Raw genomic sequence first — 256 nt, 5'->3', positions numbered from 1 at the left:
TGGCTCTGTCTGCCACTCAATGTCGATCGGTTGACCCACCACCAGATTGCCGTGCCCATCCTTCACCGTCGCCGTGAAGGTATAACTGTCGGCGCCGTTGTTGTAGCGCTTCTTGTCTTTATCCACATCCACCGTTACGCGGGTGACTTGATAACTGAGGCTCAGCTCCTCAAAGCTTACCGGGCTATCGGCCTTGACCCATGACGGATTCGCCGCCGCCTTTGCCGATACCTGCACATCCTTCACCGCCGCCGTG

1 protein-coding gene is annotated in these 256 nt (G+C 57.8%); it reads right to left on the bottom strand.

Annotated features, from left to right (window positions below):
- The coding region (locus ACGF5R_RS24875; RefSeq protein ID WP_387693321.1) for a hypothetical protein at positions 1-256 on the bottom strand (256 nt) is incomplete at both ends.

The organism is Photorhabdus sp. RM71S (assembly GCF_042879355.1).
Lineage (GTDB): Bacteria > Pseudomonadota > Gammaproteobacteria > Enterobacterales > Enterobacteriaceae > Photorhabdus > Photorhabdus kayaii.
The sequence above is the reverse complement of the archived record's forward strand: the minus strand, read 5'-3'. Positions and strand labels throughout refer to the sequence as shown.